The organism is Vibrio sp. 1CM24A (assembly GCF_023161725.1).
Taxonomy (GTDB): domain Bacteria; phylum Pseudomonadota; class Gammaproteobacteria; order Enterobacterales; family Vibrionaceae; genus Vibrio; species Vibrio coralliirubri.
The window spans coordinates 87,068-100,723 of the sequence record NZ_JALNTS010000012.1; the positions used below are offsets into that span (position 1 = coordinate 87,068).

General features: G+C 42.3%; 18 protein-coding genes. 11 read left to right on the plus strand and 7 right to left on the minus strand.

What is annotated here, in order from left to right; all coding sequences use genetic code 11:
• Positions 1–30 precede the first annotated feature (30 nt).
• The 4 genes from MSG38_RS21980 to MSG38_RS21995 form a co-directional block, all read right to left on the minus strand.
• Complete coding sequence (locus MSG38_RS21980) at positions 31–282, minus strand: TIGR03643 family protein (RefSeq protein ID WP_017065384.1); 252 nt, start codon at positions 280–282, stop codon at positions 31–33.
• A gap of 123 nt (positions 283–405) precedes the next feature.
• Positions 406–927, minus strand: a complete 522-nt coding sequence (locus MSG38_RS21985; RefSeq protein WP_193842264.1) for a GNAT family protein — start codon at positions 925–927, stop codon at positions 406–408.
• A 146-nt stretch (positions 928–1,073) separates the two neighbouring features.
• A complete protein-coding gene (locus MSG38_RS21990) occupies positions 1,074–1,886 on the minus strand; it encodes a hypothetical protein (RefSeq protein WP_248402613.1) in 813 nt (270 codons plus the stop codon).
• Between the two features lie 218 nt (positions 1,887–2,104).
• On the minus strand, positions 2,105–2,530 hold the full coding sequence (locus MSG38_RS21995; RefSeq protein ID WP_248402614.1) for a hypothetical protein: 426 nt from the start codon (positions 2,528–2,530) through the stop codon (positions 2,105–2,107).
• Positions 2,531–3,057: 527 nt separating this feature from the next.
• On the opposite strand from MSG38_RS21995, the gene MSG38_RS22000 reads away from it, so the two are divergent.
• Both MSG38_RS22000 and MSG38_RS22005 read left to right on the plus strand, forming a co-directional pair.
• Positions 3,058–3,249: a hypothetical protein gene (locus MSG38_RS22000; protein WP_004734640.1), complete on the plus strand. Its 192-nt coding sequence runs from the start codon at positions 3,058–3,060 to the stop codon at positions 3,247–3,249.
• Between the two features lie 206 nt (positions 3,250–3,455).
• Positions 3,456–3,875: a BLUF domain-containing protein gene (locus MSG38_RS22005; protein ID WP_248402615.1), complete on the plus strand. Its 420-nt coding sequence runs from the start codon at positions 3,456–3,458 to the stop codon at positions 3,873–3,875.
• 157 nt (positions 3,876–4,032) lie between these two features.
• On the opposite strand, the gene MSG38_RS22010 is transcribed toward MSG38_RS22005, so the two are convergent.
• From MSG38_RS22010 to MSG38_RS22020, 3 genes are all read right to left on the minus strand, one after another.
• Positions 4,033–4,425, minus strand: coding sequence for a hypothetical protein (locus MSG38_RS22010; protein ID WP_241486943.1), 393 nt, complete (start codon positions 4,423–4,425; stop codon positions 4,033–4,035).
• A 71-nt stretch (positions 4,426–4,496) separates the two neighbouring features.
• Positions 4,497–4,946 carry a hypothetical protein gene (locus tag MSG38_RS22015; RefSeq protein ID WP_248402616.1) on the minus strand — a complete coding sequence of 150 codons (450 nt, stop codon included), beginning with the start codon at positions 4,944–4,946 and terminating at the stop codon, positions 4,497–4,499.
• Positions 4,939–5,556: a winged helix-turn-helix domain-containing protein gene (locus MSG38_RS22020; protein ID WP_248402617.1), complete on the minus strand. Its 618-nt coding sequence runs from the start codon at positions 5,554–5,556 to the stop codon at positions 4,939–4,941. The genes MSG38_RS22015 and MSG38_RS22020 overlap by 8 nt, the downstream gene beginning before the upstream one ends.
• 254 nt (positions 5,557–5,810) lie before the next feature.
• On the opposite strand from MSG38_RS22020, the gene MSG38_RS22025 reads away from it, so the two are divergent.
• The 9 genes from MSG38_RS22025 to MSG38_RS22065 all read left to right on the plus strand — a co-directional run bounded on the left by MSG38_RS22025 (position 5,811) and on the right by MSG38_RS22065 (position 13,616).
• A complete protein-coding gene (locus MSG38_RS22025; protein WP_050621916.1) occupies positions 5,811–6,326 on the plus strand; it encodes a hypothetical protein in 516 nt (171 codons plus the stop codon).
• A gap of 17 nt (positions 6,327–6,343) precedes the next feature.
• Complete coding sequence (locus MSG38_RS22030) at positions 6,344–6,862, plus strand: hypothetical protein (protein ID WP_248402618.1); 519 nt, start codon at positions 6,344–6,346, stop codon at positions 6,860–6,862.
• Positions 6,859–9,642: a TcfC E-set like domain-containing protein gene (locus MSG38_RS22035; RefSeq protein WP_248402619.1), complete on the plus strand. Its 2,784-nt coding sequence runs from the start codon at positions 6,859–6,861 to the stop codon at positions 9,640–9,642. Before MSG38_RS22030 ends, MSG38_RS22035 begins: the two co-directional genes overlap by 4 nt.
• 2 nt (positions 9,643–9,644) lie before the next feature.
• Complete coding sequence (locus MSG38_RS22040) at positions 9,645–10,343, plus strand: hypothetical protein (protein WP_248402620.1); 699 nt, start codon at positions 9,645–9,647, stop codon at positions 10,341–10,343.
• Complete coding sequence (locus MSG38_RS22045) at positions 10,343–11,383, plus strand: hypothetical protein (protein WP_248402621.1); 1,041 nt, start codon at positions 10,343–10,345, stop codon at positions 11,381–11,383. Before MSG38_RS22040 ends, MSG38_RS22045 begins: the two co-directional genes overlap by 1 nt.
• Positions 11,383–12,186 (plus strand): outer membrane beta-barrel protein, encoded by an 804-nt coding sequence (locus MSG38_RS22050; RefSeq protein ID WP_248402622.1) that lies wholly within the window; start codon positions 11,383–11,385, stop codon positions 12,184–12,186. The genes MSG38_RS22045 and MSG38_RS22050 overlap by 1 nt, the downstream gene beginning before the upstream one ends.
• 3 nt (positions 12,187–12,189) lie before the next feature.
• Complete coding sequence (locus MSG38_RS22055) at positions 12,190–12,741, plus strand: helix-turn-helix domain-containing protein (RefSeq protein WP_248402623.1); 552 nt, start codon at positions 12,190–12,192, stop codon at positions 12,739–12,741.
• A 7-nt stretch (positions 12,742–12,748) separates the two neighbouring features.
• Positions 12,749–13,174, plus strand: a complete 426-nt coding sequence (locus MSG38_RS22060; RefSeq protein WP_248402624.1) for a hypothetical protein — start codon at positions 12,749–12,751, stop codon at positions 13,172–13,174.
• Between the two features lie 67 nt (positions 13,175–13,241).
• A complete protein-coding gene (locus MSG38_RS22065) occupies positions 13,242–13,616 on the plus strand; it encodes a hypothetical protein (RefSeq protein ID WP_248383701.1) in 375 nt (124 codons plus the stop codon).
• The last annotated feature ends 40 nt before the right edge of the window (positions 13,617–13,656 follow it).

Genomic DNA, 13,656 nt, shown 5'->3' on the forward strand with positions numbered 1-13,656 from the left:
TGTCATTGGGCTGACTAAATAAGTCCCTATCTAGCGGTGCTTGTACTGAGTCGGACAATAACCTCTCGAAACGTCCGAACTGCGTAGTTTTACATGCTTGGTCGAGCGCCCAGAAACACGTGAACGCCACAGCTTAAAACTGCCAAGCTTGAGATGGCTACGCATAAAACGAATCACTTCCGATTCATTTAAACCAAATTGCAGTTCTATTGCTTCAAACGGCGTTCTGTCTTCCCACGCCATTTCGATAATTCTTGATTCATTCTCTTTAGATAGCATCATGCATACTCTTCCTTTATAAACTGGAAGAAATACGCCCGTCTTAGATTTAAAGATCACAAGTGACCACTTTGAACTACACGACTTATAAAGTTCAGTAAAACAACAAGCTAACTCAAATTATGGCTATTTGCTTTCCAGCCACTCAGAACGCAATAGACCATACTTAATCGAGTCATAATACTCGCCTTGGTAATAACGCACTTTTCTTAGCCTAGCTTCTTGCTGGAAGCCTAATTTGAGGGCTAGTGACATCATCCGCGGATTACCCGACCAAGTGGTTAAACCGACACGCTCTATCTGCTTGTTTTCGAATAGGTAAGATACCCAAAGAGGAAGAGCTAACGCAGCAATACCCTTCCCCCAATAGTCGGAGTTATAAATGACTACTCCGACTTCAAGCCAACGTGTCTCTTCACACTCCCAATAACAACTGACAGTACCTACAGGCACATCGTCTACAACCACCAACTGTAAGTCAGATCCATTGAGTAACCGTTGAAACGAACGGCTTTCAAACTCTTCTAGTGATGGCGGTGAGTATGGAAAATAAGGGCCGTTAAACTTCGTCCACTCATCGTTTGAGATAACCAATGCATAAATGGCGGCCAATTCGCTTGGTATGGCGGACCTAATAGTTACTTGCATCTTCTCTCCTTGGTTTGGTGCTTAGGTATGGTTCTTGGTCTAAGTTCTAGAGGGATTAGTCGCGACCACAGCAGTCATTAATCTCATAATAATCATTAATAATAAAGTAACTAAATCGGATGACTACCAATCTAGCAACTAGGCAATCATAGGGTTAAATAAGCTTGTGCGAACTCTCTAAGCACTCTCGCATTATTGTGGTATTTGCTATCCCCGCACTTTATGCCATCCACTCTGATGTCCGGGCTGGAATATGCAGGTATAACATCTCGCTCATAAGACATCACTGTCCCTCTGTCAGCACAAATTGCACCGAAGGAATATTGAGGAGCTCTTGGATACGTTCCAGAAATGTAACTTTCTATACTATCAAAATCTTTCAATAACGTTTTATAGTCATGATTAGCACCACTTAAATGGCCAATTTCATGCTCCATTAAGTAATCAGGGCAGTTTATCGCTAAAGAAAAAAAGTAGGATACCGAAGATGACATACCACAATAATCAGACTCAAAGCTAAAATTATAATTAGAAAATACTATCCCAGTAAAAATGGGGACGCCGTCTTCTGTTGTTTCTGGAATCGGTTCTTCCATCGAGAGTTTTAATAACCTCTCTGCTGCGCTCAAATCTTGAAACCAAAGGCTGTCGATTTCAGACGTATAAATCACCTTAGTGACTTTTCTCGTCATAGGGACGCAGGAGTTTTTTAACACCAGATTCGAATAGCTTTCCCATGTCGCTATTTTAGAGGCTATAAATGCTTTGGAATATTCATCTAACACCGATTCATCAACATAAAGGTGGATTTCTGTATTCAAAACCTCGCTCTGTACACAAGTAGGAAACTCGATGCTTTGAGCATTGGAGAGTCGACTATTGCTCAACACTATAATCAAAACACAACCAACTAACTGGATGAGCCTTTTAAAAGAACTCTCACTGACTCGTGTATTCATTTCCACCCTCTCCCTATATTCAAAACCACAAAGAGCATCACAAATGCCGTGACTTAAGATTCATATCAATCCCCATTACACATATAAGCATTGGCCTCTCAAAGTAACCTGCACTATCTGTGTATTTCAGAAAATAAAAAGCTCGCCATACAATGACGAGCCTTGTTGATTATGGGAGCTTAACGGTTATAAGACCTTAACCTTAACAGATCTAGCCACTAAGACAGCTGATCGCGTAAAGCCAATTCAACGTTTTTCAATACTTTGAACTCTTCTCGAGTACAACCGCGCGCCACGGAAACCCAATGGTCGCCAGTTTCATCGGCCCCTTTAAACTCTGCACGCAACTCATATCGTCGCCATGTAACAAACGCCAAAATAAAGGTCAGTGCAAGCATTGGTAAACCGAACTGAGGAACAAATGCCCAAGTCGCCGCCGAGAGGACTAAAGCCAACGAAACGATATTGATTGCGTTTTCTTTAAGACCCAATTGACGAATTTCTAACTGTTTGATTTTACGTAAGCTATACACATCTTTTTTAACTCGGAGTTCATCAGAACTCACCAGAAAGTCTGATGCTTTGTATGACCTACGAAGTCGCACTAAATTCGCTAACCTGTTGCGTGTTTGGTTCTTATTCACCGCCTTTCTCCATGTTATTTAAAGGTTAGTAAAAACTAATATAATCATGAAGTTAATGAACGAATGCTTGTTTTATAAATCAAACCAATATTAAAATCAAGCATATGCAATTAATAACAATTATAACAACATCATTTAGCATACAAAATTTAGATAAAAGAAGATTTATTGAGGAGTCGACTCATCGTAAATCGATGTGCTTTAGTTAAGTTAGATATAGGCCGATAGTGATTCCGATAATCGACCGAACATACTAAACAGCGGGCATGGTTCACCCTGCTTTGTAACTACTTATTTCAACGAGATTTTTGCAATGAATCTCACGCTCTAGGAATGCTGAACCACGGTCACATAACACCCCATCTTCCATAATCAGAACATTCACCCTCCCTCTTGATTATCGATTTTTTGAATACCAAAATCATTCAATTGAACATATCAACATAGCTTATTAATTAAGCAATTGATCTCATAATAAAGAGGCTGTACGCTTACATTATGCACACGGTTACCTAATGGAGATCACGATGAATGAACTACTGACATGCGCTATGGAACAGAAACAACGAACAACAGTGACGAGTTTATTCGCAAGAAATGGATTCAAGATCGCGGCTACTGACTTTGATGATGTGACTTTCGAACGAGAGAGTGTGTTGGTCAATGTTCGTTTTGATGCGTCTTCAAACGTTGAATCGATTTCAATTCTAAACAACTAAAGAGCTCACAAGCAGATCGCTAAAATAATTGAATGGCCAAAATTCAAGTCATTTTAGCGTATCTTGCGACCGGCCCTTTTCTACTTCATCCCCATCCTCTTCTCTTCCAAAAGCCACCGAGTGACAATTAAATCAATGACTCGCAATTCCATGAACTTGGCTTATATTTATTAATACCCTTTGTACAAAAATTCGAAATGATGCCTATGTTCCTAACTCGGTTAATTTATGTCAGTACGCTCTGTGAAAGTTGCGATTCTCAGGCTTTGAACGACATTCTTCAGATTTCACACGACCGCAATAAGCAAAGCCATTTAACAGGCCTTCTAAGCCACAATGATAAGTATTTCCTGCAATGTATTGAAGGTTCGAGAACCGCAGTGAACCATACTTACAATCATATCTTGAATGACACGCGACACAAAAACGTCATGATTTTATATTTCAAAGAGATCGATTGTAGGCAGTTTGGTGATTGGTCTATGGGTGATATTCCACAATCTAGCCTAACTGAACTGGTTAATTTACAGTTTTCAACATCAGATCAGTTCAACCCGTATGAGATGCCAGGAGAAAGTGCCTACCGAATGCTTCTGGAATTGAAACAGAATTTGCCATCAGAATAAGTATTGCTTAATCACAGGTTCATGTCTCAATCACTGTTGTAAAACCATGAAACGTTGAGCTGATATTTTTGGATTAAAGCGAGGTTACAAAAGGCTAGATCAACTTCTAGCCTTTCTTTTTGAACTTACGTCTGGTTATGCATCCTTCAAGTACATTTTATAATGCTTGATTCACTTCAGGTGTCGGTATTGAGGACAGTGGACCAAAAAAGCCTACGGCTTCTATCTGGCTTTCATGCATACCCAGTCGAGGATCTTCTTCAAGCCTTCTTAATATGTAGTGCCCATCGTCGTTTTTCTTAATTTTGTAAACCATCAAAGTTTGGTGTGAACGTAGGAATGCATTTAAGTTATTAGGGTCGCCTTCAACGACTTTATCAGTGCGAACAGTCAAAAGATAAATCGTATCAAAGAAGGTGCCATAATACCCTGTTCCCACTGCATGCGTGCCGTCATGATAAGCAGCCTGAGCTTTGAAGCGCCCATGCGAGCCAATCAAAGTGACCTCACGATCATCAAAGTGACTGTTGATTTCGAAGTCACTAAACATAGCATTCACCCATGGCACCAACAGCGGCAATATAAGTAAGGAAATAATGGACAGAATCTTTGTTTTTCTCGTTAATCCCATACTCTTATCCGCCCTTGGATCACCACTTGATCAAACGTTTTCTTTATGTCGTCTTTTTGTAAAAGGCCTACCATATTTCCGTTCTTCTCAGAGACGTACACATGAGTCAAACCTCGGAAATAATTCTCAAGGTCACTTGCCACTACCTTGGCTGCAAATTCAGGATCTAGTCCCTCTTCATAATCTCCATCTAATGAAAAAAAATAGAGAGAATCTCCCAAGGAAGCATAGATACCACGGTGGACTCGATACACTTGCCCTTCATAACTGTGAATGGTTTTGTAAAAGCCTGACTTAGCATTCAAGATAATATCGTGTTCGTCGTCTTCAAAATGGGCGTAACCAGAAAAGTATGTACCTAAAGACAAAAACCATGGCACTAAAAACAGCACCACGATAAACAACCCAATTCGTAGAGTCAGGGATTTAAGGCTAACCACCAACACCTCCCCCAAAACATTCAAAGCATTCGAAAGCTTCACGATAGACAAAATAGAAAGTGATCAATCCAATAAACAATGCGATGGTGATCTCCCATACCACAGGCTTCTTACTCCAACGACGAAATACGTTAGATGTTGCAGGCTGTTCTTCTTGGATAGAATTAATAGACGTATCTGTATGGTCTTCATCAATTTGTAAAGTCGGCGCTTGAGTTAATTCTTTTTCATGATCTAACTCGTTAACCTCCAAGACATTGTCACTATTGGCGGCAGACTCATCATGAACAATCTCGATGTTCATCGCATTGATGAATACATACCCTTCTCCGGGCAAGTTGTTCACTTCAAACCCTAGCTCCAAACTGTCTAGCTTTTTTCGTAACTTCATAATGGCAACGGCCAAAGAGTTCTCACCGACGACTCTTCCTGGCCACCCTTTCTCAATCAAAACCTGTTTATCAATCACTTCTCCGTGTGACTCACAAAAAGCCAACAGCAAATTATATTCACTTCGATTCAGTTCTAAGGGCTGATTTTCTTGCCCCGAGTCGCTGCTTATCAAAGTTATGGTTCTTCTTACTGTGTCTATAGAAAGTTTTTTAAACATTCTTTTCCCTGCATTCGCACTACCTACTAAAAGTAGACTAAAAAAACATAAAACACGAATTATCAGCCACTTAACTGTAGTAAATCTAAAAAATTAAACGTTATTAACTGCGTATAAAGCACTATTAACGTGCTTTTATTTCCAATTCATACGCCGTTGAAGTCAAATCAATCACCTCGAAAGTGTGCAGGAAATCTCGATTCCAATGCACCTTTTATTTTTATACATACATTTCTAAACAATAGGTGAGAAACATGAAACTTAATAACTTTTTCGTGATGGGCGCAACAGCATTTGCAATGACTTCTGGCGCTGTATATGCAGCAGATGAAGCACTTGCGGATGCAATTTGGAGTGGCGTGATTGGCGGTTCAGTACCTAGCTCGAACCTTATCATCACGGGCCTAAATGGCGGTGAGATTCAACCAGGTAGCTTGTACGTAAATACTGATGGAACCTTCACGTCTTCTAACGTGGTTCTAGAAGCTCGTGACTTCACACCAGAAGACCAAACTATCGGTGACCGTCAGCCAGAAGCAACTTGGACTTACGTAACGTCTCAAGTGCTGATTGGGAACCAAGTAACTCAAGACGCATCCGTTGAGCTTTACAACGACCAGACACAGCTAACCCTAGGTCAAGTCGGCTCAGTAACTGGTGGTTATGTTCAACTTAGCGTAAGAAACTCTTCTGAAGTATCAGACGTGCCTGTAGAGGGTGAAGCTCAAGTTATCGTACAAATGGCAGCTAGCTACGTAGCAGCGCTTTAAGTGGTTTGGGGAAAACTGTGAATTACTTAACTCGCCCACTTATCACTTTGTTGACTGCAGGCGCTATGAGTCTTTATGCCAATGCAGAAACTCATACGTTCCAGTTAACGAGTGAAATCGATAAGAAACACTTTTTCTCTTATCAGATTACAGAAGTCGCGTTTTCCCCTTCTTCTTTATCGCTAAAGGTCGATCCAAAAACCGACACTTTTCGAGATGCTACAACACAGTTATTGGTCGAGACCGATATTCCAAGTTCGGATCAGTCGACTCGATTCCAGTTGTTCATGACAGGCAATACAGCTCAGTGTTTCGATATTCAGAAACAGGCACTAACAACGCCTGCAGACCTTGTTGATGTCACTGTCGCTGAACAACCCTTAACGTCATCAACCCCAGTTCTGATGGATTTCAACACCACATCAGACGACCTAAAGAGTGGCGAATACGACGTCATCTTATCTTTTGGAGCTTTACCGACAGGCTCAAACCTGTGCCAAGGCCAGTTATCTGTTTTAGCGGAGCTTTCGTTATGAAAAATAGCACGTTGATTACAACAGCGATCTTAGCTTCGTTGACCTTGTCACACCTGGTTTCTGCTAATGGAAACACTTCAATCCCAGCTGGATTTGAAGATTTTTATTCGCAACAAGAACGCGATGTCGAGTTAAAAAACATTGATGGTCGTTACATGACGATTCCTATGTCTGTAACTTACGATTCAGTGCAATTCAGTAATCCTGAAGATGCAACCGCAGTTGCAAAGGAACTGATGTCATCAGGCCTAAATGAGCGCTCAGCAAAGCAAATAGTTGCCGGGTTTGCTCGCGGTCAGTCGAATACTGTTGACTGCCAGGGTGACCTGAACTTATGTAGCCTTACTCCTAAAACGTACGACACTTTCTATGATTACCACTCAAACAAGCTCTACCTATACGTTAACAAAGAGCTGCTTGAAAAGAGCAAACCGAAAGCACTCAAGAAGCATTACGCGTCGACTTACAACGCAAATCCAGGCTTGATCAACAACGCAAGCTTGTACACATCAAGCGACTTTTCAGACGACTTGAATGTGAATTTAAGTGATCAATTCATCTTAGGGCTGCCTTATGGCTCGGTTCATTTAGACACCTACCTGAGCAACCAAGAAGATGCGTCTGAGCTCAATTACGGCTATTACAACCTTGAGTATCAAAACCTGCGTTTAACAGCAGGTTATCACCAAGATCGCTTGGTGCTTAACAGTACCTCTTTCTTGCTCAACAGTACTCAATATCATGACGTAAACGTGAATTTGTCTTCGAGCAAAAACCTAAGTCGTACCGCTAAAAACGAAGACCAATCACTGTACTTCTATGCACAGACCCAAGGTGTGTTAAAAATCTTTCGCGATGACCAAATCATCGTGCAGCAGTCTGTACAAGAAGGTCAAGGAAGCATCAGCTACTCAGAACTCCCAGATGGCGTGTATGACGTGACTGTTGAGATCTCTGCGGGTACGCAAGTGGTTTCTTCTGAATCGGTACGAATTTACAACGCAAATACAGACACATTGAATACTGGTGAATTCGATTACTCGGTTGCCGCGGGCCAATTCCAAGACAACAACACTTATCAGAGTGACGAAGACCAACCATCAGGCTTGTCTTCATCTAACGTATTTGAAGGTGTTGCCTTTTTCCAAGGTGCATTGGCTTATAAATGGTCGGATACACAAACGGTCGCGATAGGTAGCACGTTGACCACCGAACATGCGATGGGTCAGTTAGGTTTTAAAGGCTACCTACCCTTCGATAGCCGCTATGAAATGTTCCTTTCTAACATCGACAATGAGGCTTGGTATGTATCTGGATACTGGAACCTTGGCAGCTTGGGCTTTACTTATGAGCGCCTGAATAACCCAGACCAAAACCAATTTGCTGAACACTTATACGGAGCCAGTGACAAAGAACAGCTCGGTATTTCCACCAGCTACACCATTGGTGACACGGTGCGTGGGTATAGCTCAGTGAATTACATCGAACAAAGTAATTTATACAACAGTTCGCTAAGTAACTGGTCACTGTCTTCTGGTTTAAGTGCACCGTTTATTGTCGATTCAACTCTCGACCTAAACGTCACCTTCAACAATGAACAACTGACGTCAAATTGGGACGATGGTGAGCTCTCCATCTCTCTAAATTGGTCGGTGCCTCTTTCATCGAAGCTGACTGGCAATACGGGAGTCACGATCACAGAGAATGGCTTTAGCCAATACACCAACAGCTTAGAGACACAAGATTTGGTCGAAGCCCAAGACACAGATTTACGACTTACTGCCAGCAACAGTTACTACGTTAACTCGCCGAACGCAGCGGTAACTAATGTAACGGCGTATGCCGCCAAACGAGATCAGCATTACCAAGCTGACGGCTTTGTCTACGCTGCGAACAACGGCGAAAAAGCGTTAAACGCTACATTGCGTAGCACCCAAATTATTGGTGGTGAGAGCGTGAATTTCACTACCGCGCAAAGCGATGCTTATGTGGTAATCGATACCCAAAACAATATCCGTTTTGATACCGACGAGAAAAAGACAAAAGGCTTAGTGGTTGTACGTGCCGATGATCAGGTGATGAACAAACAGTACATCTACAACGACCGAGCAGTCATTACCCTAGACGACTACCAAGCTGCAACGATAGAGCTTGATGTAGAAAGCGTCGCTTTACACAACACTGGCCAACAGTCAGTAACAGGCTACACACACCCCGGGTCGGTCATTGAATTGAACTCGAACGTGAGCCGTGTGATCAGCTTTGTTAGTAAATTCAAGGACATTTTCGGCAACGATGTACACAACATTGAATGTGAAGGCCCAGCATGTTTGAACGTATCAAGCATTACGTCTGGCATTCACAAAGTAGATGTACAAGAAGGTCAACAGTTCGCACTGACCAGTAACGGCCAACAATGTTACTTGCCGACTGTCGATGATGCGAAACAGCTGAACTTTGGGACCAACTTCTGCCAACCAAACTTGAATCCAATGGAATCAATGATGTTGGTGAGTAACAACAAAGAAATTAACGTGATGTACATCGGTGAATTCGATGACATCAACACACTGAACGAACAATTGTATGCACTGACCGACAGCGGGATGGAGTTTATTACCACTCGTCTAGGTCGTACTTCTTTTGTTTACCTGACTGTAAATAAGGATCTTCAACTCAGTCATCAACAACGTCAACACATAGAAAATGTTGCTCGCTACGCCAATTCGGAATCGCTACGAGAGCACAACTTTGTACTTAACCGACCTGAAGGTAACTGATTATGAAAAAGCTTCCTATTTTACTGACTGCTGCACTTACAACCTCTGTTAATGCGATGAACGTCGATACCATGTTACTGATTGGAGACGAGTACGGAAACGGCGTCTTCACTCTAACGAACAGCAATAAGATCACCGAATTCATTCAATCCAACATTACGCAGTTGATGGTTGAAGACGGAGAGATCACTCGTGTGCCTTACGCTGAAGATAACTTTGAAGACTGGCGTGTAACGCTGACTCACAACAAAACCATTCTAGAGCCGCATCGCCAGAAGCAAATTGGCGTACGCTCTCTGTGTGGCAGCAAATGCGATTTCACCGAAGACCAGTACTACCTAGTGAGCTTCGAGCCCTCTCCATACGATCCTGAAGGCAAGCTTAACTCAGCAGTAACCATTAACTTTGGCTACCGCCCTTTGTTTGTTATCCCAGCACAAACTCAAGATATTGATTACTCGATGTCTTGGGACAACGGTGAGCTACACATCAACAACACGGGCAACAGCTTTGTACGGGCTCACATCGATCAATGCACAGATGAAGTCACAGAAGACTGTGAAGTCACGATCATGTCTCTTGCTGGCCGTGAGCGTAGCTACCCTTTACCGAAAAACATTGATCCCTCGAACTTAAAAGTAACGGTCGTTAATCACGATGAAAGTTACCGTCAAGATGTCACTCTGAGTGAGAGTAAGTAATGAAACGACTCGTTTTATTGTCGCTACTGTTCGCGACTATGCCTAACTACGCTGCCACTCTTAATATCAATATTGAGGGGCAACAAGTACGTTTTGAAAATGCCATCACTCTCGGTGGGAACCAATACACCCTGAGTGATTGGTCTATCGCAAATGGCCTCACTACAACCAGTCAGTTTTTGCCTAGTGCATTTGTTACAGACAAGCCAGACACCATGACATTAACCAGCAATGCAGGCCAAAGTGTCCAAGCGGCTATTGCGGTTAATGGATTGCAATACAACACAGCATCCAACCCATACACACGCGGTGATAATAAATTTGTAACGCCTACATGTAGCCAGTCTCAATTATCGGGGAATATTGTGACGCTCGGTGACAGCGATACCCAAAACTGCAGTGCCAGTTTTTCACTTGAGTATTCGCAATCAGTCACACCGTTTTATTTTTATCGCCCGACGTTCAACATAGATACAACGTCTCTATTGAACTCGCTTCAAGGCCAGGAAAAAGGTGTGTATACGGCAACAATTCCAGCTGACATAAAATACTACTATCGCTCTTCAGGCGGGGCGTTGACCTACCGTATTCTGCCCGACGTTTTTACTGTGAATATCGATTACACACCTAATAGCTTAGAGAGTATTGACGTTAGCGGTGATGGTGTACTGAGCCCAGTTTATGACACCACTAACCATACCGTCTCAGCTCAAACCACATTCAATATCACGGCAATTGGCCAGTTCAGTACTGGCTTGTCGATGACATTATTGACCAATGAGTTTGAACTTACGTCGGCGTCAGGCAATACATCCATTCCCTACTCTATTCAGTGCAATGAAGCGAATTGTGAAGATAAAGACTGGGTTAAGAATGGCGTCAATCAGCTCGACAATAACCAAACCAGCTATGCGATTCAATCACCAAGCTCAGTGATCAATTTCGATCTCAATGTTAACTACCAAAATATTCCTTCGACAGACGTGGAAACCGGTACTTATTCAGGAAATTTCACCGTCATGTTTGAGGAACTTTACTAATGAAAATATTGTTTAATCATACGCTAATAGCCAAAAGCTTTATTGCGGGCGCGTTGGTGCTGCCGAGCTTATGTTTAGCTGATGCATCACCATTTTATATTGGCGCTGATGTGACCAACGCAGGGAAAACTAACTCTGAAGTGTCTGATACTGCATTTGGTGGTCAAATTCTTTTAGGTTACGACCTAACAAAAACATGGTCAGTCGAGGCCAGTACTGGCTATTACGGGCACATCAAAACCATGAAAGAACCGGACCTTCCTTATTCAGAAGTTGAGGAACAAAGATTCAACAGCACGGATATTTCGTTACTTGGTACTATCCCACTATCTCGCCACTACAACCTTTATGCTGGTGTAGGCTCACTATGGGAAAGCGATACATGGTCTCCCATCAGTCAACTTGGCGTGGAATATGAGTTCAACGATCAACTCACTATGAAATTTGGCTATAAATTCATTTTTAGCGATAACCCTGAAAAAGATCTGCAAGTTCTAACCTTGGGCATGCGCTATCACTTTCTGACACAAAATAACTCAGAACCTGAACCGATTGTGTACAACGACCTCAGTGTGACTTCAACGTCAAAAGTGACAACGTATGAACCTAAAGTGGAACCTCAAACCTGCCACCCGGTCCGCTACGTTGTGAAACAAGACGATTGGCTGATTAAAATTGCTCACAATCACCAGATCAGTTTCGAGAAACTTGAACAACTGAATCGCAAATTTGCTGAACTCAAAGACATCGACCTGATCTATGCTGGTGATGTTGTGTTACTTCCAAACACACGTTGTGAATAAGCTATGTTGTTGCACCTGAACTCAAAACAAGACGCACTCGAGCTCTATGAGAGCAAGCCACTGATTCTTTTGAATTCAGTGTCTCTCAGTACTATTGAGTTTAATATTCTCAGTGTTCTTTATGAAAACAGTTATAAGCCATGTACTCGCCAGCAATTGAAACAGGCAGGTTGGCCAGATCGTGTGGTTGGCCCAAATTCGCTTAATGTTTGCATCATGCACCTCAGGAAGAAGGTTAAATCCCTGATTCCTGATTCAGAAATTCGCGTGGTGCCATCGCATGGCTATAAGTTGCTGATACCGACTGCGATTCAACTAGTCGAAGAAGGTGAACTACCCAACATCAAACCGAGTACGGTTGCTAGACGACCGAAAACGTTAGATCCAGAACCTGTAATGTCACGCACTTTGAGCGCGAGGGTAAAGCGACCGCGTATCCAGCCAAGCGTTGTCCACTTTGATAATGAACACAAACGACTTCGCTGGGAGGACCTGATATTAACGGCATGTATCTGGATATACGCTTTTGCGCTTTATTACTCGATTTACAACTGAGGTTGCCATGAATTTCAAAAGACCACTCATCATCATTCTCGCCATTTTGGCCTTACCTTATATCAACGCGACGGGGGGAGAGTTCTCTATATACGGCAGTCATACTGAGCAGCACGCTGAAACCCATTTGCAGTTTAATCATGGGCTGTACTCGTCCGTGCAGTTCCTGCCACACGAAGTAGTTCGAAAAGGATACGGTATATATGCCGTCCTCAACAATACAGTATTCATGATCTCTTTAGACAGAGATTACGAATTTCTTAACCACCGCATAGACGACAGTGAGGTGCTTAAACTTGACTCAATACAGCACCTCTCAAAGATTAATGTCGCACAGTTAAGCTCTGATAAAAAAACTATTTATATGAAAAAACGGTTAGAACATGAAAAGATCGAAGACATTCAATTTAAGGGCAACTTGGGCTTCTGGTAGGCTTTCTCTGTGGAAAGTGTCATTCATACTTTCTGCTCTACTCTTGCTCAGTCCTTGGCTCAAGCTTATGAGCTATCAATTTACGCTTGAAAGTCACCTCGCAAACCCTGAGCGTTCTCTACATGTCTACATTAACAACGGCGTATTCACGTTTGTGAACACCTTATCTGATGGCACAACAAGAAAGAGCTCGGGGATTGTTGGCTTTACTCACAACACACTTTACTTCCTAATTTGGGATTCGACATATCTGCACGTATCGGAGCATTTAACACCACAACTCAGGCGTGATCTTATCAATGCTAACAACCGCTTATTCGATATTCGATTAGAAACAAAAAGTGAAGGGGAAGTTCTTATGTCATTCGATGAAGAACTCAAGTTTGAAAGAGTACAAACGCAACTGGCTAAGATAAAAGGCAGTTACCCAGAAATACATTGATTGTTTCATCTTGACACTCAAGCAACAAAAGCCCCAACGT

Bases quoted from the DNA above. Each gene is read 5' to 3' on its own strand.
- MSG38_RS21980 (WP_017065384.1), bottom strand. From the start codon at position 282: ATGATGCTATCTAAAGAGAATGAATCAAGAATTATCGAAATGGCGTGG.
- MSG38_RS22020 (WP_248402617.1), bottom strand. From the start codon at position 5,556: ATGTTTAAAAAACTTTCTATAGACACAGTAAGAAGAACCATAACTTTG.
- MSG38_RS22035 (WP_248402619.1), top strand. From the start codon at position 6,859: ATGAAAAATAGCACGTTGATTACAACAGCGATCTTAGCTTCGTTGACC.
- MSG38_RS22065 (WP_248383701.1), top strand. From the start codon at position 13,242: ATGAGCTATCAATTTACGCTTGAAAGTCACCTCGCAAACCCTGAGCGT.
- MSG38_RS22050 (WP_248402622.1), top strand. From the start codon at position 11,383: ATGAAAATATTGTTTAATCATACGCTAATAGCCAAAAGCTTTATTGCG.
- MSG38_RS21990 (WP_248402613.1), bottom strand. From the start codon at position 1,886: ATGAATACACGAGTCAGTGAGAGTTCTTTTAAAAGGCTCATCCAGTTA.
- MSG38_RS22055 (WP_248402623.1), top strand. From the start codon at position 12,190: ATGTTGTTGCACCTGAACTCAAAACAAGACGCACTCGAGCTCTATGAG.
- MSG38_RS22010 (WP_241486943.1), bottom strand. From the start codon at position 4,425: ATGTTTAGTGACTTCGAAATCAACAGTCACTTTGATGATCGTGAGGTC.
- MSG38_RS22005 (WP_248402615.1), top strand. From the start codon at position 3,456: ATGTTCCTAACTCGGTTAATTTATGTCAGTACGCTCTGTGAAAGTTGC.
- MSG38_RS22040 (WP_248402620.1), top strand. From the start codon at position 9,645: ATGAAAAAGCTTCCTATTTTACTGACTGCTGCACTTACAACCTCTGTT.
- MSG38_RS21985 (WP_193842264.1), bottom strand. From the start codon at position 927: ATGCAAGTAACTATTAGGTCCGCCATACCAAGCGAATTGGCCGCCATT.
- MSG38_RS22060 (WP_248402624.1), top strand. From the start codon at position 12,749: ATGAATTTCAAAAGACCACTCATCATCATTCTCGCCATTTTGGCCTTA.
- MSG38_RS22045 (WP_248402621.1), top strand. From the start codon at position 10,343: ATGAAACGACTCGTTTTATTGTCGCTACTGTTCGCGACTATGCCTAAC.
- MSG38_RS22025 (WP_050621916.1), top strand. From the start codon at position 5,811: ATGAAACTTAATAACTTTTTCGTGATGGGCGCAACAGCATTTGCAATG.
- MSG38_RS22000 (WP_004734640.1), top strand. From the start codon at position 3,058: ATGAATGAACTACTGACATGCGCTATGGAACAGAAACAACGAACAACA.